The organism is Cellulomonas sp. P4_H4 (assembly GCF_056400865.1).
In genome coordinates this window covers 24716-43497 of the sequence record NZ_JBFUKL010000007.1, presented here as the reverse complement: position 1 = coordinate 43497, position 18782 = coordinate 24716, and the positions used below count along the sequence as shown (strand labels likewise).

At 72.2% G+C, this 18782-nt stretch carries 20 protein-coding genes and 1 riboswitch; of the genes, 11 read left to right on the top strand and 9 right to left on the bottom strand.

The window, feature by feature from the left end; genetic code table 11:
• The first annotated feature begins 72 nt into the window (after positions 1 to 72).
• Entirely contained in the window at positions 73 to 1590 is a 1518-nt protein-coding gene (locus AC1DPN_RS17460) for a CoA-acylating methylmalonate-semialdehyde dehydrogenase (protein ID WP_477086045.1), read from the top strand.
• 54 nt (positions 1591 to 1644) lie between these two features.
• Here AC1DPN_RS17460 and AC1DPN_RS17455 read toward each other — a convergent pair whose 3' ends face one another.
• The 3 genes from AC1DPN_RS17455 to AC1DPN_RS17445 all read right to left on the bottom strand — a co-directional run bounded on the left by AC1DPN_RS17455 (position 1645) and on the right by AC1DPN_RS17445 (position 4285).
• Positions 1645 to 2430, bottom strand: coding sequence for an ABC transporter permease (locus AC1DPN_RS17455; protein WP_477086044.1), 786 nt, complete (start codon positions 2428 to 2430; stop codon positions 1645 to 1647).
• A complete protein-coding gene (locus AC1DPN_RS17450) occupies positions 2427 to 3428 on the bottom strand; it encodes an ABC transporter ATP-binding protein (protein ID WP_477086043.1) in 1002 nt (333 codons plus the stop codon). Before AC1DPN_RS17450 ends, AC1DPN_RS17455 begins: the two co-directional genes overlap by 4 nt.
• A gap of 194 nt (positions 3429 to 3622) precedes the next feature.
• A complete protein-coding gene (locus tag AC1DPN_RS17445; RefSeq protein ID WP_477086042.1) occupies positions 3623 to 4285 on the bottom strand; it encodes a PadR family transcriptional regulator in 663 nt (220 codons plus the stop codon).
• 128 nt (positions 4286 to 4413) lie between these two features.
• Here AC1DPN_RS17445 and AC1DPN_RS17440 point away from each other — a divergent pair, with 128 nt between their 5' ends.
• The gene (locus AC1DPN_RS17440; protein WP_477086041.1) at positions 4414 to 4905 is read left to right on the top strand and encodes a low molecular weight protein-tyrosine-phosphatase; all 492 of its coding nucleotides are present in this window, start codon (positions 4414 to 4416) and stop codon (positions 4903 to 4905) included.
• A 10-nt stretch (positions 4906 to 4915) separates the two neighbouring features.
• Here the strand turns inward: AC1DPN_RS17440 and AC1DPN_RS17435 are convergent, their stop codons facing one another.
• Positions 4916 to 5842, bottom strand: coding sequence for an NADP-dependent oxidoreductase (locus AC1DPN_RS17435; RefSeq protein ID WP_477086040.1), 927 nt, complete (start codon positions 5840 to 5842; stop codon positions 4916 to 4918).
• A 110-nt stretch (positions 5843 to 5952) separates the two neighbouring features.
• On the opposite strand from AC1DPN_RS17435, the gene AC1DPN_RS17430 reads away from it, so the two are divergent.
• A complete protein-coding gene (locus AC1DPN_RS17430; protein ID WP_477086039.1) occupies positions 5953 to 6438 on the top strand; it encodes a glutathione peroxidase in 486 nt (161 codons plus the stop codon).
• Position 6439: 1 nt separating this feature from the next.
• Here the strand turns inward: AC1DPN_RS17430 and AC1DPN_RS17425 are convergent, their stop codons facing one another.
• On the bottom strand, positions 6440 to 7435 hold the full coding sequence (locus AC1DPN_RS17425; protein ID WP_477086038.1) for a magnesium and cobalt transport protein CorA: 996 nt from the start codon (positions 7433 to 7435) through the stop codon (positions 6440 to 6442).
• Between the two features lie 56 nt (positions 7436 to 7491).
• Between AC1DPN_RS17425 and AC1DPN_RS17420 the strand changes: the two genes are divergently transcribed.
• Positions 7492 to 8652, top strand: coding sequence for a pyridoxal phosphate-dependent aminotransferase (locus tag AC1DPN_RS17420; RefSeq protein WP_477086037.1), 1161 nt, complete (start codon positions 7492 to 7494; stop codon positions 8650 to 8652).
• Positions 8653 to 8671: 19 nt separating this feature from the next.
• On the opposite strand, the gene AC1DPN_RS17415 is transcribed toward AC1DPN_RS17420, so the two are convergent.
• Positions 8672 to 9400, bottom strand: coding sequence for a glutamine amidotransferase (locus AC1DPN_RS17415; protein ID WP_477086036.1), 729 nt, complete (start codon positions 9398 to 9400; stop codon positions 8672 to 8674).
• An 80-nt stretch (positions 9401 to 9480) separates the two neighbouring features.
• On the opposite strand from AC1DPN_RS17415, the gene moeB reads away from it, so the two are divergent.
• The 6 genes from moeB to AC1DPN_RS17385 are packed head-to-tail and all read left to right on the top strand — an operon-like array spanning position 9481 to position 13365.
• Positions 9481 to 10602, top strand: a complete 1122-nt coding sequence (gene moeB, locus AC1DPN_RS17410; RefSeq protein ID WP_477086035.1) for a molybdopterin-synthase adenylyltransferase MoeB — start codon at positions 9481 to 9483, stop codon at positions 10600 to 10602.
• Positions 10603 to 10604: 2 nt separating this feature from the next.
• On the top strand, positions 10605 to 11804 hold the full coding sequence (locus AC1DPN_RS17405; RefSeq protein WP_477086034.1) for a molybdopterin molybdotransferase MoeA: 1200 nt from the start codon (positions 10605 to 10607) through the stop codon (positions 11802 to 11804).
• Positions 11801 to 12295 carry a cyclic pyranopterin monophosphate synthase MoaC gene (gene moaC, locus AC1DPN_RS17400; protein WP_477086033.1) on the top strand — a complete coding sequence of 165 codons (495 nt, stop codon included), beginning with the start codon at positions 11801 to 11803 and terminating at the stop codon, positions 12293 to 12295. The genes AC1DPN_RS17405 and moaC overlap by 4 nt, the downstream gene beginning before the upstream one ends.
• Positions 12288 to 12878 (top strand): molybdenum cofactor guanylyltransferase, encoded by a 591-nt coding sequence (gene mobA / locus AC1DPN_RS17395; protein WP_477086032.1) that lies wholly within the window; start codon positions 12288 to 12290, stop codon positions 12876 to 12878. The genes moaC and mobA overlap by 8 nt, the downstream gene beginning before the upstream one ends.
• A complete protein-coding gene (locus AC1DPN_RS17390) occupies positions 12875 to 13135 on the top strand; it encodes a DUF6457 domain-containing protein (RefSeq protein WP_477086031.1) in 261 nt (86 codons plus the stop codon). Before mobA ends, AC1DPN_RS17390 begins: the two co-directional genes overlap by 4 nt.
• Entirely contained in the window at positions 13126 to 13365 is a 240-nt protein-coding gene (locus AC1DPN_RS17385; RefSeq protein ID WP_477086030.1) for a MoaD/ThiS family protein, read from the top strand. The genes AC1DPN_RS17390 and AC1DPN_RS17385 overlap by 10 nt, the downstream gene beginning before the upstream one ends.
• A 9-nt stretch (positions 13366 to 13374) precedes the next feature.
• Here AC1DPN_RS17385 and moaA read toward each other — a convergent pair whose 3' ends face one another.
• From moaA to AC1DPN_RS17370, 3 genes are read right to left on the bottom strand one after another with little or no spacing between them, the layout of a single operon-like run.
• The gene (gene moaA, locus AC1DPN_RS17380) at positions 13375 to 14466 is read right to left on the bottom strand and encodes a GTP 3',8-cyclase MoaA (protein WP_477086029.1); all 1092 of its coding nucleotides are present in this window, start codon (positions 14464 to 14466) and stop codon (positions 13375 to 13377) included.
• Positions 14463 to 14879, bottom strand: a complete 417-nt coding sequence (locus tag AC1DPN_RS17375; protein ID WP_477086028.1) for a molybdenum cofactor biosynthesis protein MoaE — start codon at positions 14877 to 14879, stop codon at positions 14463 to 14465. The genes moaA and AC1DPN_RS17375 overlap by 4 nt, the downstream gene beginning before the upstream one ends.
• A complete protein-coding gene (locus AC1DPN_RS17370) occupies positions 14876 to 15376 on the bottom strand; it encodes a MogA/MoaB family molybdenum cofactor biosynthesis protein (protein WP_477086027.1) in 501 nt (166 codons plus the stop codon). Before AC1DPN_RS17370 ends, AC1DPN_RS17375 begins: the two co-directional genes overlap by 4 nt.
• Positions 15377 to 15498: 122 nt before the next feature.
• Positions 15499 to 15603, top strand: a riboswitch (glycine riboswitch).
• Positions 15604 to 15875: 272 nt separating this feature from the next.
• Between AC1DPN_RS17370 and gcvP the strand changes: the two genes are divergently transcribed.
• Positions 15876 to 18782 carry an aminomethyl-transferring glycine dehydrogenase gene (gene gcvP / locus AC1DPN_RS17365; protein WP_477086026.1) on the top strand — a complete coding sequence of 969 codons (2907 nt, stop codon included), beginning with the start codon at positions 15876 to 15878 and terminating at the stop codon, positions 18780 to 18782.

Genomic DNA, 18782 nt, shown 5'->3' with positions numbered 1-18782 from the left:
GGACGTCGCGCGCGGGGTTAGATTGGCCGGGTCCGGCATACCCCGTCGCCATTGGCACGAAAGAGGGCTCTGATGTCCGCGCTCGTCGATACCGCACCGCTCATCGGACACGTCGTCGGGGGCAAGGTGACGACGCCTGAAGGGTCCCGCACCCAAGACGTCCGCAACCCCGCGACCGGCGAGGTCTCGGGACGCGTGCTGCTGGCCGACCAGGCGGAGGTGGACGCGGTCGTCGCCGGTGCCCTCGAGGCATCGGCCGAGTGGGCGCAGGCACCGATCGGCAAGCGCGCGGGCGTCCTGTTCGCGTTCCGTGAGCAGCTGGTCCAGCACACCGACGAGCTCGCGGCGACGATCACCGCGGAGCACGGCAAGGTCATCGCGGACTCGCTCGGCGAGGTGGCCCGCGGGCTCGAGGTCGTCGAGTACGCGTGCGGCATCCCGCAGCTGCTCAAGGGCGAGTACACCGACCAGGCCGCAACCGGCGTCGACGTGTTCTCGTTCCGGGAGCCCCTCGGTGTGGTCGCCGGCATCACCCCGTTCAACTTCCCCGCGATGGTCCCGCTGTGGATGTCGCCGATGGCGATCGCGACCGGCAACACGTTCGTGCTCAAGCCGTCGGAGCGCGACCCCTCGTCGTCGCTCCTGCTGGCCAGGCTGTGGAAGAACGCTGGGCTCCCCGACGGGGTCTTCTCCGTGCTGCAGGGCGACCGCGTGGCCGTCGACGGACTGCTCACGCACCCCGACATCTCGGCCGTCTCGTTCGTCGGGTCCACACCGATCGCGAAGCACGTGCACGCGACGGCGACCGCGCACGGCAAGCGTGTGCAGGCCCTCGGCGGCGCGAAGAACCACGCCGTCGTGCTGGCCGACGCCGACCTCGACCTCGCCGCGACGCACCTGACCGGTGCGGCGTTCGGCGCCGCCGGCGAGCGGTGCATGGCGATCTCGGTGGCCCTGGTGGTCGACGAGGTGGCCGACGCGCTCCTGGAGCGCCTGTCGTCCGCGGCGCAGAAGGTGCGTGTCGCTCCGGGCAACGACCCGTCGTCCGACATGGGACCGGTCATCACCAAGGCCGCTCAGGAGCGGATCGAGGACATCGTGACCTCGGCGGTCGACGGGGGCGCCCGGGCGCTGGTCGACGGGCGCGGGCACAAGGTCACCGGCTTCGAGGGCGGGTTCTTCGTCGGGCCCACGGTGCTCGACAAGGTCACGACCGACATGCGCGCGTATGCCGAGGAGATCTTCGGGCCGGTGCTGGTCGTGCTGCGGGTGGCCGACCTGTCCGAGGCGATCGCCCTGGTCAACGCCAACCCGTACGGCAACGGCACGGCCCTGTTCACGTCCTCCGGCGACGCCGCCCGCACGTTCCAGCGGGCCGTGCACGTCGGCATGATCGGCATCAACGTGCCGATCCCGGTGCCCGTCGGCTGGCACTCGTTCGGTGGCTGGAAGGACTCGCTGTTCGGGGAGAGCCACATCTACGGCCCCGAGGCGGTCCGCTTCTACACGCGCAACAAGGTGGTCACGAGCCGCTGGCCCAGCTCCCCGGCGACGGCCCGCTTCCACTTCGGCCGCACCACCTCCCACTGACGCACGACGTCCGCACCCGCGAGGCTCCCTCGCGAGTGCGGACGTCGACGTGCGCTACAGGGAGCGCTGGTACGTGCGCATCGCGCGGACCGACCACCAGGCGACCAGGGCCGCGAGGGCCAGGAGCAGCGCGCTGCGCGTTCCGACGAGAGACCAGTCGATCGACGGCGACAGCGCGGTGCGGGCGATGTCGGTGGCCCAGGTCAGCGGGTTGTAGCGGGCGACCGTCTGCACCCAGTCCGGGAGCAGCGTCGCGGGCATGAGCGCGGTCGACAGGAACGTTGCCGGCAGCACGATCATCGTCGAGATGCCGATCAGGGCGGTCTGGTCGCGGGCGAGCAGCGCGACGGCTGCGGACAGCGAGCAGAACGCGGCCGCCAGGAGCATCGACCCGGCGAGCGCCACCAGCAGCCCGACGACACCGCCCTCGTACGAGGCACCGGCGAGCGCGCCGATCCCGAGGACGCACAGCCCCTGCACGAAGCAGAGCCCGAGCTGCTGCAGCAGCTGACCGGCCACCAGGGACGAACGGTGCACCGGCGACGTCAGCATGCGGTCCATGACCCCGGAGGAGATGTCGTCGATGAAGCCGGTCCCCGCCCAGGCGCCCGAGTAGAGGACGGTCATCATCAGGATCCCGGGGACCAGGAAGGTCATGTAGTCGTCGGAACCGAATCCCGGGACGGTGGCGACGGACGAGAACACGTTCCCGAACAGCAGGAGCCAGATGACGGGTTGCAGGACCGCGACGCCCAGGCCCCACGGCTGACGGAAGCCGTCGACGGTCCAGCGGCGGGCGACCTGCGCGGTCTGGGAACCCCAGAAGGTGACCGTGCTCATCGGACCAGCTCCTTCTCGGGTGCGGACGTCCACGACCGGCCCGCGTGGGCCAGGTAGACGTCGTCGAGGGTGGGGTGCGAGACGCCGACGGCGCCGTGCCGGACGCCCGCGGCCTGCAGTGCGGCGATGACGGCGCCGACCGCGGCGGGTCCGTCGGAGGTGCGGGCGACGAGCCGACCGGTCGGTCCCTCGACGTGCACGGTGACGTCCCGCAGGAGACCGACCGACGATGCCACGGAGACCACGAGCTGCTCGTCGGGCTCGACCAGGTCGACCGACAGGGTGTCGCCCTCGAGAGTGGCCTTCAGGGCCTCCGGTGACCCGGCGGCCACGACGCGGCCGCGGTCGACGATCGTGAGGCCGTCGGCAAGGCGGTCAGCCTCTTCCAGGTAGTGCGTGGTGAGCACGACGGTCAGTGCGTCCTCGCCGGAGAGGCGTCGGATCTCGGCCCACATCGCCGACCTGGCCTCAGGGTCCAGCCCCGTGGTGGGCTCGTCGAGGAAGAGCACGGACGGCGTCCCGACGAGGCCCAGGGCGACGTCGAGCTTACGGCGCGTGCCGCCCGACAGCTTGCCCGCGCCGCGGTCGGCGGCCTCGGCGAGCCCGAACCGGTCCACCAGGGCGGCCGCCCGCTCGGCGGACGACGACCGCGACATCCCGCGCAGCCGAGCGGCCATCACGAGGTTCTCGCGAGGCGTCAGCAGCGGGTCGGCCCCGGTGCCCTGGGAGACGTAGCCGATCGCTCGTCGAACCGCCGCCGCTGAACGGACCACGTCGTGCCCGGCCACGCGGGCCGTGCCGGACGTGGCCCTCGCGAGGGTCGTGAGCACCTTGGTGGTCGTGGACTTCCCGGCGCCGTTCGGGCCGAGCATCCCGTGCACGGTTCCGGCCGGGATGGACAGGGTGAGCCCGTCGAGGGCCCGGACCTCCGGTCGGCCGCGGCCTCCGGGGTAGGTCTTGACGAGGTCGAGAGCCTCGACCACGGGTGGTGCAGACATGGCAGGCACAGTTCCGCCTTCTCGGTCGTGCCGTCGTCGGACGACGGCTGTGGGGCCGACCGAGGTGCCACCTATGCTGAACGTGCAGCGGATCGCACAGGTGCCCCTCGCGGGGTGTCGGTCGGTTCGTGGTGGTCGGCCCGGGTGTTCCTGCACCCGGGCCGACCTTTTCGCGCTCGCGAGGAGCGCGAGATCTAGGGCGGTGGCATGTAGCCGGCGAGCGTCTCGGCGATCTCGTCGGGGTCGAGGCGACCGCGTTCGGCGACGCGCCCGTGCAGGTCGCGCCACAGCGCGACGCCCTCGAAGGAGCCGTCGGCGATGCTCGTCGACAGGCCGACCACGAAGGACAGCTCCGCGTCGACGATCGCGATCTCGTACGCGCTCTCGAGCGTGAAGATGGCCGGCAGACCGGTTGCCCGGGCCTCGTCGACCCCAGCGCGCAGTGCCGTGAGCGTCCGCTCGAGGGTGGCCTGACGCAGGCGGAGCAGCCGGACGACGTCGTCTGGGCCCAGCAGAGGCAGGAACGACAGCGCGGCCTCGAACTGCGGGAACTCCTTGGCGGGCGTCCGGACCAGGTCGGTCATCCAGTCGATGGCCTCGGTCGCGCCCGCGTCGGTGAGCCGGTAGACGGTGCGCGTGGGCCGGTTGCCGTCGCGCTCGGTCGACGCCGTCTCGATCAGCCCGTGCTTCGCGAGCGAGTCCACCACCGAGTAGAGCGACCCGAAGTTGAGCTTCACCGACTCGTCCTTGCGGCGCTCGCGCAGGGTCAGCGACATCTCGTACGGGTGCATGGGACGCTCCCAGAGCAGCGCCAGCACGGCGAGCGCGAGAGGGTTGCTGCGCGACCGTGCGGCCACCGGAACACCTCCAACGCGTATCGTCCGAACCCGAATGCTCGATTCAGAGTATATCGCGTGTGGAGCGGATGGCTAGTGGTGGGCTCGAGTCGACCCTCGCCGCCCGGTGCACGTGCGACGATGCGAGAGTGGCCCAGCCCTACGCCGTGATGGTCGTCTGCACCGGGAACATCTGCCGCTCGCCGATGGCGGAGGTGGTGCTGCGGGAGCGGTTCGCCGACGCCGGCCTGGCCGACCAGGTGGTCGTCGACTCCACGGGCATCAGCGACGAGGAGAGCGGCAACCCGATCGACCGGCGCGCGCGCACGGCGCTCGTCGAGCGCGGGTACCCGGCCGCGCCGGACCACCGGGCCCGTCGGGTGCGAGCGTCGGACCTGGCGTCGCACGACCTCGTCCTGGCCATGACGTCAGCGCACGCGCAGGCCCTGCGCCGGCTCGGCGGTGACGAGCGGGTCCAGATGTACCGGTCGTTCGACCCCGACGCTCCGGTGGGTCGGGCTGAGCACGCGCTCGACGTCGACGACCCCTGGTACGGCGGGGCCGCCGACTTCGAGGCGTGCCTTGCGCAGGTCGAGGCGGCCGCGGACGGCATCATCGCCCACGTGCGCAGGGCCCTGTAGAGCAGCGCGGTCAGTCGACGCGGACGACGACCTTGCCGCGCACGTGGCCGGTCTGGCTCAGCTCGTGGGCCGCAGCGGAGTCGGCCAGCTCGAACACCTGGGCGACGTCGACCTTCAGGGTGCCGGCCTCGAGCAGCTCGGTCAGCGCTTCCAGGTCCGCGCGGTCGGGTCGCACCCACACATAGTGCCCGCCGAGCTGGTCGCGTGCGGCGGCGTCGACGATCGAGGCCACCGTGCCGCCGTCGGCGAGCACCGCGCGGGTCGTTGGCACCAGGTCGTCGCTCCCGTAGTCGAGCACGACGTCGACGCCACCCGGAGCGAGCGCGCGCACGCGGTCGGCGAGACCCTCGCCGTACTCGACCGGCTCGGCACCCAGCTCGCGCAGGTGCTCGTGGTTGCGCGACGAGGCCGTCCCGATGACCCGGGCGCCGAGCGAGGCGGCGATCTGGACCGCGAAGGCCCCGACCCCACCGGCCGCCGCGTGCACGAGCACGGTCTGCCCGGCGTGCAGGCCCGTCCGGCGGATCGTCTGGAACGCGGTCAGTCCGGCCAGCGGGACCGCAGCGGCCTCTTCGAACGAGAGGTTCGCGGGCTTGTGGGCCAGGGTCCGGACGGGGGCGGCGACCAGTTCGGCGAACGTCCCGCCGTGCAGCCAGTCCCGACGGACGTACCCGTAGACCTCGTCGCCGACCTGCAGCTCCGGGGTGTCGAGCCCGACGCGCTCGACGACGCCGGCGACGTCCCAGCCGGGAACGGCGGGGAACTGGATGTCCATGATCTGGTCCAGGTACCCGGCGCGGACCTTCCAGTCGACCGGGTTCACCGACGCCGCCCGGACGCGCACCAGCACGCTGTCGGGGCCGACCTTGGGGGTCGGGAGATCGGTGAGCTCGAGGACGTCGGGGCCGCCGTAGCGGGAGAAGGTGATGGCACGCATGCCTCGCACAACCCAGGCGCCCACGGCCTGTGTTCCGTGACGTCGGTCGCACCTCGGAACAGTCGTGCCCTTGGGGAATGCGCGGCTCACCACACACAGTTGACCGAGGCATGTCCCTGAACGAGATCCCGCTCACGACCCTGCACGGCGACGAGACCACGTTCGGTGCCTATGCCGACAAGGTGAAGCTCGTCGTCAACGTCGCCTCCCGCTGCGGCCTGGCGCCCCAGTACGAGAAGCTCGAACAGCTCCAGAAGACCTACGGCGACCGTGGCTTCACGGTCCTCGGCTTCCCGAGCAACCAGTTCCTGCAGGAGCTCGGCTCGCAGGAGGCCATCGCCGAGTACTGCTCGACGACGTGGGGCGTGACCTTCCCGATGTTCGAGAAGGTCAAGGTCAACGGCCGCTCCCAGCACCCGCTCTACGCGGAGCTGACGAAGGCGCCGGACGCCTCGGGCAAGGCGGGCCGGGTCACGTGGAACTTCGAGAAGTTCCTGGTCACCCCGGACGGGTCCGTGCACCGCTTCCGTCCGACGACCGAGCCGGACGCGCCGGAGATCGTCGACCTGATCACGGCGTCGCTACCGGTGCGATGACCTACAGCCAGCGGTTGCGCCGGAACGCCACGTAGAGCACCCCGCAGATCACACCGATCGCCGCCACGACGACGTAGAACCCGGCCGTCACGTGCGCCCCGGGGATCACGTCGAAGTTCATGCCGTAGATGCCGGCGATCGCAGTCGGCACGATCGCGATCGCCGCCCACGCGGAGATCTTGCGCATGTCGGAGTTCTGCTGGACGCCGACGCGGTTCTGCTCGACGCTCACCTGGGCGAGGTTGGCCTGCATGATGTTGGCGAGCAGCGTGTCGGCGGCCTCGACGAGCTCGGCGGCATGCAGGGCGTGGTCCTGCACGTCGCGGAAGTAGGGCCGTGCGTCGACGGGGACGTTCGGGACGTCGCCCTCGGCGAGCCGCGTCAGGGGTCCGACGAGGGGGACGACGGCCCGGCGGAACTGCTGGACCTCGCGCTTGAGCTTGTAGATGCGCTCGGCGTGGTCGCTGCCGGCGTCGTCGCCGAAGACCTGGTCCTCGATCTCGTCGAGATCGATGTCGATCGCGGCCGTGACCTCGAGGTACTGGTCGACGGACCTGTCGAGGATGGCGTGCAGCACCGCGGAAGGACCGTGCTGGAGCATCTCCGGATCGGCCTCGAGCGCCTCCCGTACCTGCGCGGGGATCGCGGTGATCCCGTGCCGCACGACGATCACGAACCGCTCGCCGACGAAGATCGCCAGCTCGCTCACCTCGACCACCTCGACGTGGTCGACGTAGAACACCGGCTTGACCACGGCGAACGTCAGGTCGCCGTACCGCTCGAGCTTCGGGCGCTGGTGGGACGTGACCGCGTCCTCGATGGCCAGGGCGGGCAGCTCGAACCCGAGGGCGAGCGCGTCGAACTCTTCGGCGGTCGGATCGTGCAGCCCGATCCAGACGAAGCCGTCCTTCTTCTCCGCCTCCCGCATCGCGACCTGGAGGTCGTCGAGCCGGTGGAGGCGTCGGCCACCGGCGTACAGGGCGCAGTCCACGATCACGTGTCCGAGGGTAGGCGTCCTGCTCTCCTGCTCTCGACGTGCGACACGATGTGCCCATGAAGGTCGCAACCCGTGCGCACGTCCCTCCGTTCGCCGTCATGGAGATCCTCGCCGCGGCCAACGCCCGCAAGGCCGCCGGCGAGAGCATCCTCAACCTGTGCGCGGGCGAGCCCTCGACCGGCGCGTCCGAGGTCGTCAGGCAGCGAGCGATCGACCTGCTGACCGCCGGCGACCTCGGCTACACCGAGGCGCTGGGTGCCCCCGGGATGCGCGCCGCGATCGCCCAGCACTACCGGGACTGGTACTCGGTCGACGTCGACCCGGGCCGGATCGCCGTCACCACGGGTTCGTCGGGCGGCTTCATGCTCGCGTTCCTGGCGGCGTTCGACGTGGGCGACCGGGTCGCGCTCGGCGTTCCCGGGTACCCCGCGTACGCGAACATCCTGGCGGCGCTCGGGTGCGAGGTCGTGATCCTGCCGTGCGGTCCCGAGACGCGCTACCAGCCGACCGTCGCGCAGCTGGAGGCCCTCGAGGCCCCGATCGACGGGCTCGTCGTGGCGTCGCCCGCCAACCCCACCGGAACGATGATCGATCCCGCTGAGCTGGCCGCGCTCGCGGCCTGGTGCGGTGCGAACGGCGTCCGGCTGATCAGCGACGAGATCTACCACGGCATCACCTACGACGACTCGACCCCGCCCACCGCCGCCGCCTACCTCGCCCAGGGCGCCGTCGTCGTGAACTCGTTCTCCAAGTACTGGGCGATGACCGGCTGGCGGCTCGGTTGGCTCGTGCTCCCGGACGACCTGGTCACCGCCGTCGACGCGCTCGCCGGCAACGTCGCCCTGTGCCCGCCGGCGCTGGCCCAGCACGCGGGCGTCGCGGCCTTCAGCGAGGCCGGGTACGCCGCCGCTCGGGAGAACGTCGAACGGTACGCATCCTCGCGCGCGCTCCTGCTCGAACGCCTGCCCGAGCTCGGCTGGACGCGCATCGCACCCGCCGACGGCGCGTTCTACCTCTACGCCGACATCTCCGCGAGCGGCCTCGACTCGATCACGTGGTGCGCGCGGCTCCTCGACGAGGCGGGCGTCGCGCTGACGCCGGGCACCGACTTCGACCCGGTCGACGGGACTCGTTGGATCCGGCTGTCGTTCGCGTCGTCCGTCGAGGTGGTGCGTGAGGCGGTCGACCGGATCGTCCGCTGGCAGGCGACGCTCTAGCCCTGCGTCGGTCCCCGCATCACGCGCGGGCGTAGCGCCGCACGAACGCCGCCAGGATGCGCGGCGGCACCGAGACGTCAGTTGCCAGTACCCGCGCGATCACCGCCTCGAGCTCTGCCGGCGGGAAGTAGCCGTAGCCCGAGTACGTGCGGACGCGCACGACGATGCCGTCGACGTCGAGCTCGGGGTGGAACTGGGTCGCGTAGAGGTTGTTCCGGACGCGGAACATCTGGACCGGGCACGTCGGCGAGGATGCGAGCAAGGTCGCGGCGGGAGGAAGCACACGACACGCCTCCTTGTGCCCGACGTACGCGTCGAACACCGGCGGGAGGCCGGCGAGCAGCGGGTCGTGCACGCCCTCGTCGGTGAGCGAGATCTGCACGGCGCCGATGGGCTCGCCGTACGTCGTGTCGATGACCCCGCCCTGGTGCACACCGAGCGTGCCGACGCCGTAGCAGGCGCCGAGGAACGGGACGTCGTTCGCGACCAGGTCGTCGAGCAGCGCGGACATCTCCGCCTCGACCCGGACCTGCACCTCGGACTTCGTCCGCGCGCTCGCGTCGTACGGGCTGCCCCCGACGAAGACGCCCGACAGGTCGTCCAGATCGAGGTCGGGCATGGGAGTGGCCTCGAGGCGCACCCGGCGCAGCTCGTCCGGCGCCAGCCCGCCGAACCGGAGGAACGCCTGGTACTCGGCGTCCGCCGCGCCGTCCTCTGCGCGCGTCGCGAGCAGCACGAACGGCTTCATCTCTGCAGGCTCCCAGTTGGCGAGCACCGAGCGCTACCTGCGGGGCCCCAGCCTCGGCGCGACGACGTAGGTTTGTCGTCGTGCCGCTCCTTCCTCCGCTGGTCCCTCCGGGACCGCCGCTGACCCGTGAGCAGCTCGCGCGCGGGTCGCGCCACCTTCTGCTCGCGGAGATCGGTGTGGTCGGGCAGCAACGGCTCCGCAGCGCGCGGGTCTGCGTGGTCGGTGCGGGTGGGCTCGGCGCCCCCGTGCTGCAGTACCTCGCAGCGGCCGGCGTCGGCACCATCGGGATCGTCGACGACGACGTCGTGGACGTCAGCAACCTGCAGCGCCAGGTCATCCACGGGACCGCCGACGTCGGACGGCCGAAGGTCAGCAGCGCCGCCGACGCCATCCGGGCGCTCGACCCCGACATCCGCGTCGTCGAGCATCGCGAGCGGCTGACCAGCGAGAACGTCGACAGGATCCTTCGCGGGTACGACGTGGTCGTCGACGGGACCGACAACTTCCCGACGCGCTACCTCGTCAACGACGCGTGCGTGCGACTCGGGCTCCCGGAGGTATGGGGCTCGGTGCTGCGGTTCGACGCGCAGACGACCGTCTTCTGGGAGCGGCACGGCCCCCAGCTGCGCGACCTGTTCCCCGAGCCCCCGGCCGACGACGAGGTCCCGTCCTGTGCCGAGGCCGGCGTGCTCGGCGCACTGTGCGGGCAGGTCGGTTCCGTCATGGCGACCGAGGTGGTCAAGCTGGTCACCGGGACGGGAGAATCGCTGCTCGGTCGTGTGCTCGTCATCGACGCGCTGCGCGGCCGCTGGTCGGAGGTCCCGCTGATCGGCAACCGTGCCCACGCGGCGCCCACGCCGCCCCCTCGCGAGGAGATCCGCATGTTCGACGTCCCCATCACCACCGCCCCCGAGCTCATCGGCCGGCTGGCCGCTCGCGAGGCAGGCACCGACGACTTCCTGCTGATCGACGTGCGCGAGCCCGAGGAGTTCGCGGCCGGCGCGATCCCCGGAGCCGTGCTCGTCCCGCTCGGCTCGGTGCTGGACGGCTCCGCGCTCGACGGGCTGCCGCGCGACCAGGAGATCGTCGTGCAGTGCCAGGTCGGTGGCCGGTCGTTGACCGCAGCGCGGGTGCTGCGAGGGCTGGGCTACGACGCGAGCAACCTCGAGGGCGGCATCCTCGCCTGGTACGCCGCCGGCTGACCGTGCGCTCACTCGACGACCACCGCGCCGCAGCCCTCGCGCTCGGCGCGACCCTGCCCGCTGTCGAGCTCGGGCTCGACGACCTCGACGGCATGGTCCTCGCGCAGGACGTCCGCACCGACGAGTACCTCCCGCGCTGGGACAACTCGGCGATGGACGGGTACGCGGTGCGGGCCGCGGACGTCACGCCGGGAGGCACGCTTCGGGTGGTCGCCGACCTCGCCGCCGGGACCGCCGAGGAGCCCCGGGTGGAGCCCGGCACCGCGGCGCGCATCATGACGGGCGCCCCGCTGCCGGCCGGTGCCGACGCGGTCGTCCCGGTCGAGGTGACCGACGGCGGCACCGTGACGGTGACGATCACGACCCCGCCGGCGACCGGCGACCACATCCGGCGCGCGGGTGAGGACGCCGTGCCCGGCGACCTGGTCGTCGCAGCCGGCACCGCGCTCGGGCCCGCGCACATCGCGGCACTGGCCTCGGTCGGGTGCGCGAGCGCGCTGGTCCACCGCCGGCCCCGGGTCGCCGTGATCTCGACCGGCGACGAGCTGGTCACCCCCGGCACGCCGCTGCTGCGCGGTCAGCTGCCCGACTCGAACTCGTGGCTGCTCGCGGCCGCGGTCCGGGAGGCGGGCGGAGTCGCCCTCCGGCTCGGACCCGTCGGCGACGACCCCGAGGCGCTGCACGCGATGCTGCTGGCGATCGAGGACGTCGACCTGATCGTCACCTCGGGCGGCGTGAGCATGGGCGCGTACGACGTGGTCAAGGCCGCACTGGCCGACGAGCCGGGCGTCGAGTTCGTGCAGGTCGCGGTGCAGCCCGGCAAGCCGCAGGGCCTCGGGCGCCTGCCGAACGGCACCCCCATCGTCACGCTCCCCGGCAACCCGGTCAGCTCGTTCGCGTCGTTCGAGATGTTCGTGCGTCCCGCGCTGCGACGGATGGCCGGGCACACCGACGTCGAGCGCCCGACCGTGACCGCGATCAGTGACGACGCCTGGTCCACCCCGCCCGGCCGCGCCCAGATCATGCCCGTGCGATACGTGTCGGACGGCGGCCACCCGCACGTCGTGCGCGCCACCGGTCGGGGTTCGGGATCCCACCTCGTCGCGCGACTCGCCCTGGCCGAGGGCCTCGCCGTGATCCCCGCAACGACCGAGTCCGTCGCGGTCGGTGACCGCATCCGTGTCATGAGAGTGAAGCAATGACAGAGCAGCCCGAGCAGCCCTTCACCCACCTCGACGGCGCCGGGCACGCCCGGATGGTCGACGTGACCGCCAAGCAACCGACGATCCGCTCGGCGACCGCCTCCGGGAGGGTCGTGTGCGGCCCCGACGTCGTCGCGGCCCTGCGCTCGGGCGGCGTGCCGAAGGGCGACGTGCTCGCGGTCGCGCGGATCGCGGGGATCTCGGCGGCCAAGCGCACCGCCGAGCTGCTTCCGCTCGCCCACGTCATCGGCGTGCACGGCGCGGTCGTCGACCTGGAGATCGACGACGACGGTGTCGCCATCACCGCGACCGTCCGCACCGCCGACCGCACGGGCGTCGAGATGGAGGCGCTCACCGCGGTGTCCGTCGCCGCGCTCGCCGTGGTCGACATGGTCAAGGGGCTCGACAAGTCGGTGCGCATCGCGGACGTGCGGCTCGAGGCCAAGACCGGCGGCAAGTCGGGCGACTGGCTGCGGTCGGACGATGCCTGAGTTCGACGCGATCGTCCTGGCCGGCGGTCGGGGCTCGAGGCTGGGCGGCTCTGTCAAGCCCGAGGTCGTCGTCGGCGGCAGGGCCCTGCTCGACCACGCGCTCGCGGCGGTCGTCGACGCCCAGCACGTCGTGGTCGTCGGCCCTCCGTCGGTGGCGCGGGACGGGATCGCGACCGTGCTCGAGGACCCGCCGGACGGAGGCCCGGTCGCGGGCCTCGCCGCAGGACTGGCTGCCCTGGAGCCGACGGGCCTCGTCGTCGTCCTCGCGTGCGACGTCCCGCGCGCGGGTCGCGCGCTGCCGGCACTCGTCGCGGCGGCGTCGTCGGCCCCCGAGATCGACGGCGCGCGGCTGGTCAGCGCCGACGGGCATCCACAGCACCTCGTGGCCGTCTATCGGTCGTCGGCCCTGAGCGGGGCCCTCGCTCGGCTGGGCGACCCGCACGGTGCGTCGATGCGCGCGCTCGTCGCCGACCTGGCACTCGTCGACGTCGCCGACACGGACGACTCCGGGGCCGACGCCGACACCTGGCCGGACGTCGAACGCCTCGACATCGAGCTGACGGCTGAGAGGATCGAGCCATGACCGACGACCCGCGCCGCGCCCCCGGCGCCGACCTTCCCGTCTGGATCGACCAGCTCTGCACGGAGCTCGGCGTCGATCGGGCGCTCGTCGACATCGACCGCATCCTCGACGTGGCCAGCACCGTCGCGCACCAGGTCGCACGCCCGGCCGTCCCGGTCAGCCTGTTCGTCGCCGGCCTGGCCGCCGCGGGCACCGACCCTGCCGCGATCGAGCGCCTCCTGACCCGGGTCGAGGAGCGCGCGGGCCAGTGGGAGTGATCACCGTCCGGTACTTCGCGGCCGCCGCGGAGGCGGCGGGCGTCGACACCGAGTCCCTGACGTCGGGCACCGCCGACGAGGTCCGCGCCACGATGATCGGCACGCACCCGGCGCTGGCGGCGGTCCTGGGCCGCTGCGCCCTCCTGGCGGACGGCGTGCGGGTCGAGGGTTCCGACGAGGTCCCCGTCGGCTCGACTCTCGACGTGCTCCCCCCGTTCGCGGGCGGGTAGCCGGCGAGGTCAGCCGCCGATCGCGCTCATCGGGCGGTCGGGCTGCAGGAACGACGGGTCGTCGATGTCGTGCCCGGCCTTCTTGCCCGCCAGGCACCGGCGGTAGGCCTCGGCGAGCGCCTCGTCGACGTCGGCCGGGATGGGGGCGGGCCGGTCCGCAGCCGTCGTCCCGATGCGCAGCGCCTGGTCAGGTCCCACCCCGAGCTGGGCCGGAACGGCCTCGCCGCCCCGCAGGATGGAGCGGGTGTCGGTCTCGCCCTGGCTGAACAGGCACGCGCGCAGCTGCCCGTCGGCGGTGAGTCGCAGCCGGTCGCACGCGCCGCAGAAGGGCGCGGTGACCGACGCGATCACGCCGACGGTCGCGGGGCCACCGTCCACGGTCCACAGCTCGGCAGGTGCGGCGCCCCGACCGGGCACCTCGGTGAGCTCGAAGGCGCCACGCAGGCGCTCGAGGATCTCGGCCTGCGTCACCATCTCGTTGCGGTCCCAGGTGTGCCCCGCGTCGAGCGGCATCTGCTCGATGAAGCGCATCTGGTAGCCGCGGTCGACCGCGAACCGCGTCAGCTCCACGACCTCGTCGTCGTTGACGCCACGCATCGCGACCGCGTTGATCTTCACCGGGTGCAGCCCGGCGGCGTCGGCGGCCGCGATCCCGGCCAGGGTCTCGACGAGCTTGTCGCGGCGGGTCAGCTGGAGGAACTTCTGCCGGTCCAGGGTGTCCAGGCTGATGTTCACCCGGGAGAGCCCGGCGTCCTTGAGCGGGGAGGCCAGCCCGGGCAGGCGAAGCGCGTTCGTCGTGAGCGAGACCTCGGGGGGGCGACCCGACGGACCCAGGAGGGCGGTCAGCCGACGCACCACGTCCACGATGTCGACGCGCAGCAGCGGCTCGCCGCCGGTGAGCCGGATCTCGGTGATCCCGAGGTCGACGCCCACGCGCGCGACGTGCACGATCTCCTCGGTCGTCAGCATGGTCGAGCGGGCCAGCCACGGGACGCCGTCGGCCGGCATGCAGTAGGTGCAGCGCAGCGAGCAGCGATCGGTCAGCGAGATCCTCAGGTCGCGGTGCACGCGCCCGAACCGGTCGACCAGCTGCTCTGTCATGTCATCCCCACCCACACGTGCGACCCGTCCTCCAGTACCTCACGCTTCCACACCGGGAGCTCGGCCTTGACCGTCTCGACGAGGGCGCGGCACACGTCGAACGCCTCCGCGCGGTGCGACGTGGCGACGGCGGCGACGATCGCCGCCTCGCCGACCGCCAGGTGGCCGATCCGGTGGCTGACGGCGACACCGAGCACGTCGTCCTGCGCCGCGAACGATGCGGCGATCCGCTCGATCACCGAAGCAGCGTCAGGGTGCGCCGAGTAGTCGAGACCCACCACGCGGCCGGAGACCGACGGGTCGTGGTCGCGCACCAGGCCGACGAACGTCGCCACCGCTCCCGCGCGAGGACTGCTGACGTGTTCCACGTGAAACAGCAGGTCGAGGGGCTCGTCGACGATCCGCGCGATCATCGGTGGTCACCGCCCCCGAGCTGGTCGAGCAGGTGCGGGAGCAGCGGCAGCAGGACGTCCAGCCCGTCGGACACGCCTCCGGGCGAACCGGGCAGGTTGACGACGACGGCACCCTCGACCGTGATCCCGGCCAGTCCTCGCGACAGCACGGCGGTCGGCACGGTCGCTGCACCGGAGCGACGCAACAGCTCGGGGATGCCGGGCAGCTCCCGCGCCAGGACGTGTCGCGTTCCCTCGGGCGTCCGGTCGCGCGGCCCGACGCCCGTGCCGCCCGAGGTGATGATCACCCGTGCGCCGTCGTCGACCGCACGACGCAGCGCGGCCTCCACCGAGGCTGCACCATCGGGGACGACGACCGCCGGCCCGACCTCGAACCCGGCGGCGATCAGCCGCTCGACGGCGACAGGACCCGATCCGTCGTGGCGCTCCCCGGACGCTGACCGGTCGGAGGCGACGACGACCGCTGCACGCACGCGGTCGGTCGACGAGGAGGACACCGCGCCAGCGTAACGATCGAGCGGTGGGCGACCGAACGGGAACGACGCTGTGCGACCGTCCGAGCAGCGCCATGCGAGAAACATCCGGCGGGTACGCTGTCCCCACAACTTCACATGCTGCTCGAACCACGGCGGGAGAGCTCCCGCAGATCGACCGTGATCGTGCGGGGCGCCGAAGGAGCAATCCTCCCCGGGAATCTCTCAGGCCCCTGTACCGCCGAGGCGAGGCAACTCTGGAAAGCGGGCGGACTCCTTCATCGGACGAGCCCCACCGACGGTGCAAGCCGGCGCGCCCCGACAGGCGGACCGGCAAAACTCTCAGGTCGCGTTCACGCGCGGATGACAGAGCGGGGAGCCCACCCACCGTCCCGGTGCCTACCGGACGACCCTTGCGGAGCAGCCCGTGACCGATCGGCTCTTGACCAACCTCCACTCAGCTGTGCTCGATGGCCCAGTCCTCCACCTCGACACGTCAGGCGACATCGTCGCGTCGACGCGTGTGGAGCACACACCGGCTGCCGAGAGCTTCGCCGACCGGCACATCGGCCCGCGAGGCACCGAGACGGCGCACATGCTCTCGGTCGTCGGCTACGAGTCGCTCGACGCCCTGGTCGACGCCGCCGTGCCCGCGAGCATCCGCACGGACCGTCCGCTCGACCTGCCGGCCGCACGCTCCGAGGAGGAGGTGCTCGCCGCGCTGCGTGAGATCGCGAGCCGCAACCAGGTGCTCACGCCGATGATCGGTCAGGGCTACTCGGACACCATCACTCCGGCCGTCATCCGGCGCAACGTCCTCGAGTCGCCCGCCTGGTACACCGCGTACACGCCCTACCAGCCGGAGATCGCCCAGGGCCGGCTCGAGGCGCTGCTGAACTTCCAGACCATGGTCACCGACCTGACCGGCCTGGACATCGCGAACGCCTCGCTCCTCGACGAGGCGACGGCGGTCGCCGAGGCGGTCGCGCTCATGTGGCGCGGTGCCCGCGGCAAGGCCGGCACCGTCGTCCTGGACCAGGACCTGTTCAGCCAGTCCCTCGCCGTCACGATCGGTCGTGCCGACGCCATCGGCCTGCCGGTCGTCGTCGCGGACCTCACGGACGGCCTGCCCGAGATCGAGGGCGACCTGATCGGCGTCGTGCTGCAGCAGGTCGGCGCGTCGGGCCAGGTGCGCGACCTCGCACCCGTCATCGCGCAGGTCAAGGAGCGCGGCGGCCTCGTGACGATCGCGGCCGACCTCCTCGCCCTGACGCTCCTCACCAGCCCCGGCACGCTCGGAGCGGACATCTCGGTCGGCTCGGCGCAGCGCTTCGGCGTCCCCCTGTTCGGCGGCGGGCCGCACGCCGCGTTCATGGCGGTGCGCAACGGGCTCGAGCGGTCGCTGCCCGGCCGTCTCGTCGGCGTCTCGATCGACGCCGACGGCGCGCGGGCCTACCGGCTCGCCCTGCAGACGCGTGAGCAGCACATCCGCCGCGAGAAGGCGACGAGCAACATCTGCACAGCGCAGGCGCTGCTCGCGATCGTCGCGTCGATGTACGCGGTCTACCACGGCCCCGACGGCCTGCGGGCGATCGCCGAGGGCGTGCACGCGCACGCGTCCGGCCTCGCCGAGCTGCTCACCGGCATCGGTGTGGACGTCGAGCACGGCACCTACTTCGACACGATCCGCACGGTCGTCCCGGGCAAGGCTCGCGACGTCGTCGCGAAGGCCGCGGACGCGGGCGTGAACCTGTGGGCGCCCGACGGCGACCACGTGCAGATCGCCTGCGACGAGCGCACGAACAGCGACCACGTGCTGCGGGTCGTCATGGCGTTCGCGGCGGCCGGCACGACGACGCTCGAGTCCGACGAGGACGGCACCTACTCGTTCGGCTTCGTGGGCGTGGGTGCGCCGACCGGGCCGGTCGGCGAGACGGCCGCGCTGCCCGCCGGCCTGCGTCGCACGGACGGGTACCTCACGCACCCCGTCTTCCACCTGCACCGCTCCGAGACCGCGATGCTGCGCTACCTGCGCCGGCTCTCGGACAAGGACCTGGCCCTCGACCGCACGATGATCCCGCTGGGCTCGTGCACGATGAAGCTGAACGCGACGGCCGAGATGGAGCCGATCAGCTGGCCGGAGTTCGCGAGCATCCACCCGTACGCACCCCTCGACCAGACGACGGGGTACGCGGAGCTGGTGACGCAGCTGCAGGACTGGCTGGCCGAGATCACCGGGTACGCCGCGGTGTCGGTGCAGCCGAACGCCGGCTCGCAGGGTGAGCTGGCCGGGCTGCTGGCCATCCACGGCTACCACGAGGCGCGCGGCGAGAAGCGCGACATCTGCCTGATCCCCGCCTCGGCGCACGGCACCAACGCGGCGTCGGCGGCGCTCGCGGGCATGCGCGTCGTCGTCGTCGCGACGGCGTCCGACGGGTCGATCGACCTCGACGACCTGCGCGCCAAGCTCGACCAGCACGGTCCCCAGGTCGCCGCGATCATGATCACCTACCCCTCGACGCACGGCGTCTACGAGGAGGGCGTGCGCACGGTCTGCGACCTGGTGCACGAGGTCGGCGGCCAGGTCTACATCGACGGCGCGAACCTCAACGCGCTCGTCGGGCTGGCGCGTCCGGGCGAGCTGGGCGGCGACGTCTCCCACCTCAACCTGCACAAGACGTTCTGCATCCCGCACGGCGGCGGCGGTCCGGGCGTCGGACCGGTCGCGGTCGCGGCGCACCTCGCGCCGTACCTGCCGGGCGACCCGACGCCGAGCGCGGTGAACGAGGGAACCGCGCCCGTCAGTGCGGCGCCGTGGGGCTCGGCGGGCATCCTCCCGATCAGCTGGGCCTACGTCGCGCTGATGGGTCCCGACGGACTGCGGGAAGCCACCGAGACGGCCGTCCTGGCGGCGAACTACCTGGCCACCCGCCTGTCGGGCCACTACCCCGTCCTCTACACCGGCCCCAACGGGCTGGTCGCGCACGAGTGCATCCTCGACCTGCGCGACATCACCAAGGAGACGGGCGTGACCGCGGAGGACGTGGCCAAGCGGCTCATGGACTACGGGTTCCACGCGCCGACGTTGTCGTTCCCGGTGGCCGGCACGCTGATGGTCGAGCCGACCGAGTCCGAGGACCTCGCGGAGATCGACCGGTTCGTGGAGGCGCTCGTCGCGATCCGCGGCGAGATCGACGCCGTCGCCGCAGGCCGCTGGTCGGTCGCCGAGTCGCCGCTCCGCAACGCCCCCCACACGGCGGCGAGCCTGACCGCCGACGAGTGGACCCACGAGTACCCGCGCGAGCTCGCCGCTTTCCCGGTGGCAGCGCTGCGCGAGGGCAAGTACTGGCCGCCGGTACGCCGCATCGACGGCGCGCACGGCGACCGCAACCTGGTCTGCAGCTGCCCTCCGATCGAGGCGTACTTGTGA

What these genes read in the sequence shown, in the direction of transcription:
- AC1DPN_RS17460 (WP_477086045.1), top strand. Translation starts at nt 73, where the DNA reads ATGTCCGCGCTCGTCGATACCGCACCGCTCATCGGACACGTCGTCGGG.
- AC1DPN_RS17455 (WP_477086044.1), bottom strand. Translation starts at nt 2,430, where the DNA reads ATGAGCACGGTCACCTTCTGGGGTTCCCAGACCGCGCAGGTCGCCCGC.
- AC1DPN_RS17450 (WP_477086043.1), bottom strand. Translation starts at nt 3,428, where the DNA reads ATGTCTGCACCACCCGTGGTCGAGGCTCTCGACCTCGTCAAGACCTAC.
- AC1DPN_RS17435 (WP_477086040.1), bottom strand. Translation starts at nt 5,842, where the DNA reads ATGCGTGCCATCACCTTCTCCCGCTACGGCGGCCCCGACGTCCTCGAG.
- AC1DPN_RS17430 (WP_477086039.1), top strand. Translation starts at nt 5,953, where the DNA reads ATGTCCCTGAACGAGATCCCGCTCACGACCCTGCACGGCGACGAGACC.
- AC1DPN_RS17420 (WP_477086037.1), top strand. Translation starts at nt 7,492, where the DNA reads ATGAAGGTCGCAACCCGTGCGCACGTCCCTCCGTTCGCCGTCATGGAG.
- AC1DPN_RS17415 (WP_477086036.1), bottom strand. Translation starts at nt 9,400, where the DNA reads ATGAAGCCGTTCGTGCTGCTCGCGACGCGCGCAGAGGACGGCGCGGCG.
- moaC (WP_477086033.1), top strand. Translation starts at nt 11,801, where the DNA reads ATGACAGAGCAGCCCGAGCAGCCCTTCACCCACCTCGACGGCGCCGGG.
- mobA (WP_477086032.1), top strand. Translation starts at nt 12,288, where the DNA reads ATGCCTGAGTTCGACGCGATCGTCCTGGCCGGCGGTCGGGGCTCGAGG.
- AC1DPN_RS17390 (WP_477086031.1), top strand. Translation starts at nt 12,875, where the DNA reads ATGACCGACGACCCGCGCCGCGCCCCCGGCGCCGACCTTCCCGTCTGG.
- moaA (WP_477086029.1), bottom strand. Translation starts at nt 14,466, where the DNA reads ATGACAGAGCAGCTGGTCGACCGGTTCGGGCGCGTGCACCGCGACCTG.
- AC1DPN_RS17375 (WP_477086028.1), bottom strand. Translation starts at nt 14,879, where the DNA reads ATGATCGCGCGGATCGTCGACGAGCCCCTCGACCTGCTGTTTCACGTG.